This is a genomic window from Sphingobium wenxiniae, assembly GCF_007830065.1.
Taxonomy (GTDB): Bacteria; Pseudomonadota; Alphaproteobacteria; order Sphingomonadales; family Sphingomonadaceae; genus Sphingobium; species Sphingobium wenxiniae.
On record NZ_VLKK01000049.1, the window covers coordinates 1 to 5,231 of the forward strand.

Sequence of the window (5,231 nt, forward strand, 5' to 3'; positions counted from 1 at the left end):
CCATGGGCATGCTCAACCACCATTTCGCAGCAGCCGCCTGATCGGCGCAGAGCGACAGCCTACCTCTGACTGCCGCCAATCTTTGCAACAGAGCCGTCTTTACTCCCTTCAATCGCCTGACCGGCGATGGCCATGCCATCGGCCGGAACACGGACGCCCAAGAACGCCGGCGGGAGAGGGGGGCAGCGGGAATCTGCGGGAGTGGTGCGGGCGCAGCGAGGCGCAGCCGAGTGAGCCACGGTCCCGCTGATTGTCGTTGCTGGGGAGAGGGGGGCGGAACGTCCTCTCCCCACTGAACAAGGATCGACGCCGGCGCACGCCGGCACCATTCAGCGAGATCCGCTTGCGATCTCGCCCTCGCCATGTGGGTCGTCACCTTGGGCCAAGACCGTTTACGGGCTTGGGGAGCGAAGCGAGTAGGGCCACGGTGCCGCGCAGCGGCAGGCGCAAATCTCAGCCTCCGAACGCCCAAGGCAAAGGAGCTTGAATTACTGTCTCTGTTTTGATACATCCGGCCCCATGAAGCCGGTAGAGTGGTTGGGAAGTAGCAAGGCCGATGTTCGCGCCTTCCCGGAAGATGCGCGAATAGATGCCGGTTGGCAGCTTGAGCTTGTCCAACGCGGCGACGATCCCGACGACTGGAAGCCCATGAAAACCGTGGGGCAAGGCGTTCGGGAAATTCGCATCCGGGAAGCATCGGGCGCGTTCCGGGTGATCTATCTGGCGACGTTGGAGGACCGGGTTTTGGTGCTTCATGCGTTCCAGAAAAAGACGCAGGCAACGGCAAAGAAAGACCTCGAACTCGCAGCGCAAAGGTTGAAACGATGGAAGGCGGAGCAATGACATCGGAAATCTATGAGAACGTGTGGGACGCGCTCGCTGATACCGAGCAGGAGGCCGCGAACCTGAAACTGCGCTCGTCCTTGCTGTATGAAATCCGCAAGGTGGTGCAGGGCTGGAATGTCTCACAGGACGAAGCGGGCAAGCGGCTTGGGCTGACCCGGCCCCGGACCAATGATCTGCTGCGCGGCAAGCTGGCCAAGTTCTCCCTGGATGCGCTCGTCAACATTGCGGCGTCGGCCCATCTGCACGTCGAGTTGACGTTGAAAGAAGCGGCCTGAGCGACGGGCAAAATGGCAGGCCATCGCCCGTTTCGCGATCTTGTGGCTGATCGCATGAAGGATTGGAGTCCGGAGCGCCGCGCCCAGTATGAGGCGCGCAAGGCGCAGTTCGAAGCCGAAACGGCGACGGCCGAACTGACCGGCCAAGCCGCGACGCGCGCGGCGATCGAGGAACTGGAAGCGGGGAAGGGGGCACGCTTCCCCAGCGTCGATGCCCTTATGACGGATTTGCATGATGGCGATTGATCGGCCGCGCGAAGGGGAAACGGCTGCGGAGTTTTTCAGGCGGCGCTCCAAAGGCTCCACATTGGATGGCCTTGACCGCATCTTGGCCAAGGTGCCCGATCGGCCTCCCGAACCCGGCGACGAATTGCCCGAAGGCTGGACGCCCGATCACCTCCGGGACAACCGGCTATGAGGGCGATTTTCATCCGCCACGGCCAAAGCACCGGCAACGCCGGCGTGCCCTGCCATGATCTCGCGGCGATCGAGCTGACGGAGCGCGGCCACGAACAAGCGCGCCAGGTCGCGGCGAGCTGGGCCGACACGCCATCGCTCATCGTCACCTCGCCCTATACCCGCACCCGGCAAACCGCCGCACCGACCATCGCCCGCTTTCCCGACGCGCCGGTGAAGACGTGGCCGATAGAGGAGTTCACCTATCTGCAACCGTCGCGCTGGAACGGCACGCGCAGCGCGGAGCGGATGCCGCATCTCGAACGCTATTGGCGCGAGGCGGACCCGGATTATTGCGACGGGGAGGGGGCGGAGAGCTTCGCCACACTGCTGTGCCGCTGCGAGGCGGCGCTGACGCGGCTCGCCGCCATGCCTGTGGGATCGCTGGCCTATGTGTTCGGGCATGGGCAGTTCATCCAGGCCGCCCGCGCGATCGTCGCCGACGCCGATCTGGATGCTCGCGCGAAGATGCGCGCCTTCTGGCGCAAGGGCGAGCCGCCCGCGATCAGCAACGCGGAGCGGGTCGGGTTCCATTGGCAGGGCGGGCGCTGGGCATGTTCTCCGAGGCCACGACCCGCCCGTGCGGGGTTATGATAGAAACAGCCCGGTCCTCGTCGACGCGCCCCTCCGCTCCGCTGATCGGCGCAGGCGCTGTGGTTGCATCCCTTGCGGCGCAGAATGTCGGGGCCGCTTTCGCCAAGCACCTGTTTCCGGTGGTGGGCGCTTACGGCGTGACCGGATTGCGCATCGCCCTGGCAGCACTGCTGCTGCTCACGCTGCGCCGCCCGTGGCGGCGGATGCCCGCGCGCGCCATCGTGCCCGCGCTGGTCGCCTATGGCGCGATGCTCGGGCTGATGAACCTTCTCATCTATCAGGCTTTCGCCCGCCTTCCGATCGGCGTCGCGACCGGCATCGAGGTGCTGGGGCCGTTGGCGGTGGTGCTATGGGGATCGCGGGCGCGGCGCGATCTCGCCTGGTTCGCCGCTGCGGTGACCGGTCTTGTCCTGCTGCTGCCGCTGCGCGCGGGCGCGGCGCTCGACCCGCTGGGGCTGGCTTTTGCAGGAGGCGCTGCGGCCTGTTGGGCACTCTACATCGTCTATGGAAAGCGTGTCTCCGACACACTCGGCGGGGATGCGGTGGCCTGGGGCATGGTCATTGCTGCGGCCATCAATGTGCCGATCGGCGCGGTGGCCGCCGGCCCGGCACTGTTAACTCCCTGGGTCCTCGGTATCGGATTTGTGGTGGCCGTTCTGTCGAGCGCCTTGCCCTATTCGCTGGAAATGGAAGCGATGCGCCGCTTGCCGGCCCATGTCTTCGGCATCCTGCTCAGCGCCGCGCCCGCTGTCGCCGCGCTGGCCGGCTTCGTCGTGCTGGGCGAGATGCTGACGCCGATCCAGTGGTTCGCCATTCTCCTCATCATGGTTGCGTCGGCGGGAAGTGCAATGGCCGCTTCCAGACCGCGCGCTCCGGCAACCTGATGCTTGGATCGGGCGTGCCCGGAGAGCCGCCCGCGATCAGCAACGCGCAGCGGGCCGAGCTTCATTGGAAGGGTAGCCGCTGGGAATATCTGGCTGCGGCCTAACGGCTGTCGGGCACGATCCCGTCAGTGGCGACGCTGGCGGGTTCTTCGGTCATGCAGGCGGCGAATACCTCCATCAACCGGACCAACTCGTCGAAATCGCTCCGCGACCAGTCCTTGAACATGACCAGGGCCATCTTCTCGCGGGCCTTGTCGAGTTCGTCGGTTGCCACCTTTCCGCGTGGCGTGATGATCGCTTCGCGAACCCGCTTGTCGGCCGATCCAGAGCGACGCTCGACCAGTCCGAGTGCTTCCAACCGAGCCACCTGACGGCTGACGGTCGTATAGTCGCGCCCGACCCTTGCGGCGAGGTCAACCACGCCGATCGGCCCCAACCGCTCGATGCCAACGAGCAGCGGAAAAAGAGCGCGTTCCAGCGTCAAACCCGCCATTTCCAGCAGAGCCGCATCGCGCTCTGGCCGGTTCACGATGCTCACGATCTCGATCAGGGAGCGATGCAGCTTGGGCAGCATCGCTTTGATATGTGCATCTTGCACATTTTCTGTTGACACAAGCCGGCCTCCTTTAAATATGTGCATAATGCACATTGGAGATTCCTAATGGAAGAGCGAGCTGAAATTGACGTGCTGATCTGCGGCGCGGGCGCTGCCGGCCTCACGCTGGCGATCGAGCTCGCGCGGCGCGGAATCGCCTTCCGTCTGATCGACAAGATGGACGATGCGTTTCGCGGCTCGCGCGGCAAGGGGCTACAACCGCGCACGCTCGAAGTCTTTGAGGATTTGGGCATCATTGACCGGATCGCCGCTGCGGGTGGTCCCTATCCACCGCAACGGGAATATCGGGAAGATGGCACCTTCGCAGAGTCGGCCATCGCCGAAATCGAGGAACCGAGGACGGGCGAACCTTACCGCACGCCCTTGATGATTCCGCAATTTCTCACCGAAGGCGTCATGCGCGAACGGCTCGCCGAGTTCGGGCATAGCGTCATGTTCGGTTATGAGCTGATCGGCTTTGAACAGGACGATGAAGGTGTGACGGCTCGACTTGCCGGACAGGCCGGAGAAGAGGTCGTGCGATCACGCTACCTTGTCGGGACCGATGGCGGGCGCAGCTTCGTTCGCCACGCGCTCGGCATCGACTTTCCGGGCAAAACGCTAGGCGTGCGCGCCTTGGTGGCCGATGTTGCCCTGACGGGTCTTGATCGCGATGCGTGGCACCGCTTCAACGAAGGCGACATGCAGCGGCAAATCGCGATCTGCCCGCTCGCCGGCACCGACCTGTTCCAGATTCAAGGGCCGATTCCACTGGAAGGCGACATTGACCTTTCAGCGGAGGGCCTTTCGTTGCTCGTATCCGAGCGCACCGGGCGGGACATTCGCGTCCAGTCGGTGTCCTGGGCCTCGGCCTTCAACATGAACGCCCGACTTGCCGACCGCTACCGTGTCGGGCGCGCGTTCCTCGCTGGGGACGCTGCGCATACCCATCCACCGACTGGCGGGCAGGGCCTCAACACCAGTGTTCAGGATGCCTATAATCTTGGCTGGAAGCTGGCGACGGTTCTCCGGGGCGGTCCTGCTTCGTTGCTCGACAGCTACGAGGAAGAACGTCGCCCGATCGCGGCGGAAATGCTCGGCCTCGCGACCAGGCTGCTCGACGCAATGAAGCGCGGCGAAACACGGCGCGGGCGCGACACCCATCAGCTCGACCTTGGCTATCCTGAATCCCCGCTCTCGTATGACGGAAGCACCAGCGCGATCGGTCCGCTTGCGGGGGATAGGATGCCCGATGCCATGTTGACGGGCGCAGCCGGTCAACCGCGCCGCCTGTTCGACATTCTGACCGGCCCGCATTGGACCTTGCTGATATCACAGTCTGGTTACACGCCAGCGGCCGATGCGCGTGAAGGGGTGCGGGTGGTCACGATCGGGCAGGGGGTAGAGCTGCGCGACCCGTCGAACCAGCTCGGCCTGGCGGACGGCAGCGCGCTGCTCATCCGGCCAGACGGCTATGTTGGGGCTACGGGCTCTGTTGCAAAGATTGGCGGCAGTCAGAGGTAGGCTGTCGCTCTGCGCCGATCAGGCGGCTGCTGCGAAATGGTGGTTGAGCATGCCCAT

8 protein-coding genes are annotated in these 5,231 nt (G+C 64.6%); 7 read left to right on the plus strand and 1 reads right to left on the minus strand.

Features of this window, described 5'->3' with window-relative positions:
* Window positions 1-483: 483 nt before the first annotated feature.
* Genes IQ35_RS20420 through IQ35_RS20445 form a run of 6 tightly spaced genes read left to right on the plus strand, consistent with a single transcriptional unit; the run spans window position 484 to window position 3,055 of the window.
* Window positions 484-843: a type II toxin-antitoxin system RelE/ParE family toxin gene (locus IQ35_RS20420; RefSeq protein WP_311768332.1), complete on the plus strand. Its 360-nt coding sequence runs from the start codon at window positions 484-486 to the stop codon at window positions 841-843.
* Complete coding sequence (locus IQ35_RS20425; protein ID WP_013038658.1) at window positions 840-1,121, plus strand: helix-turn-helix domain-containing protein; 282 nt, start codon at window positions 840-842, stop codon at window positions 1,119-1,121. The genes IQ35_RS20420 and IQ35_RS20425 overlap by 4 nt, the downstream gene beginning before the upstream one ends.
* A gap of 54 nt (window positions 1,122-1,175) precedes the next feature.
* Window positions 1,176-1,367 (plus strand): hypothetical protein, encoded by a 192-nt coding sequence (locus tag IQ35_RS20430; RefSeq protein WP_242003427.1) that lies wholly within the window; start codon window positions 1,176-1,178, stop codon window positions 1,365-1,367.
* Window positions 1,354-1,539: a hypothetical protein gene (locus tag IQ35_RS20435; protein ID WP_242003428.1), complete on the plus strand. Its 186-nt coding sequence runs from the start codon at window positions 1,354-1,356 to the stop codon at window positions 1,537-1,539. The genes IQ35_RS20430 and IQ35_RS20435 overlap by 14 nt, the downstream gene beginning before the upstream one ends.
* Window positions 1,536-2,171: a histidine phosphatase family protein gene (locus IQ35_RS20440; protein WP_145076125.1), complete on the plus strand. Its 636-nt coding sequence runs from the start codon at window positions 1,536-1,538 to the stop codon at window positions 2,169-2,171. Before IQ35_RS20435 ends, IQ35_RS20440 begins: the two co-directional genes overlap by 4 nt.
* The gene (locus tag IQ35_RS20445) at window positions 2,168-3,055 is read left to right on the plus strand and encodes an EamA family transporter (RefSeq protein WP_145076128.1); all 888 of its coding nucleotides are present in this window, start codon (window positions 2,168-2,170) and stop codon (window positions 3,053-3,055) included. The genes IQ35_RS20440 and IQ35_RS20445 overlap by 4 nt, the downstream gene beginning before the upstream one ends.
* A gap of 100 nt (window positions 3,056-3,155) precedes the next feature.
* Here the strand turns inward: IQ35_RS20445 and IQ35_RS20450 are convergent, their stop codons facing one another.
* Window positions 3,156-3,668 carry a MarR family winged helix-turn-helix transcriptional regulator gene (locus IQ35_RS20450; protein ID WP_242003430.1) on the minus strand — a complete coding sequence of 171 codons (513 nt, stop codon included), beginning with the start codon at window positions 3,666-3,668 and terminating at the stop codon, window positions 3,156-3,158.
* A 48-nt stretch (window positions 3,669-3,716) separates the two neighbouring features.
* On the opposite strand from IQ35_RS20450, the gene IQ35_RS20455 reads away from it, so the two are divergent.
* Window positions 3,717-5,174: an FAD-dependent oxidoreductase gene (locus IQ35_RS20455; protein WP_145076136.1), complete on the plus strand. Its 1,458-nt coding sequence runs from the start codon at window positions 3,717-3,719 to the stop codon at window positions 5,172-5,174.
* The last annotated feature ends 57 nt before the right edge of the window (window positions 5,175-5,231 follow it).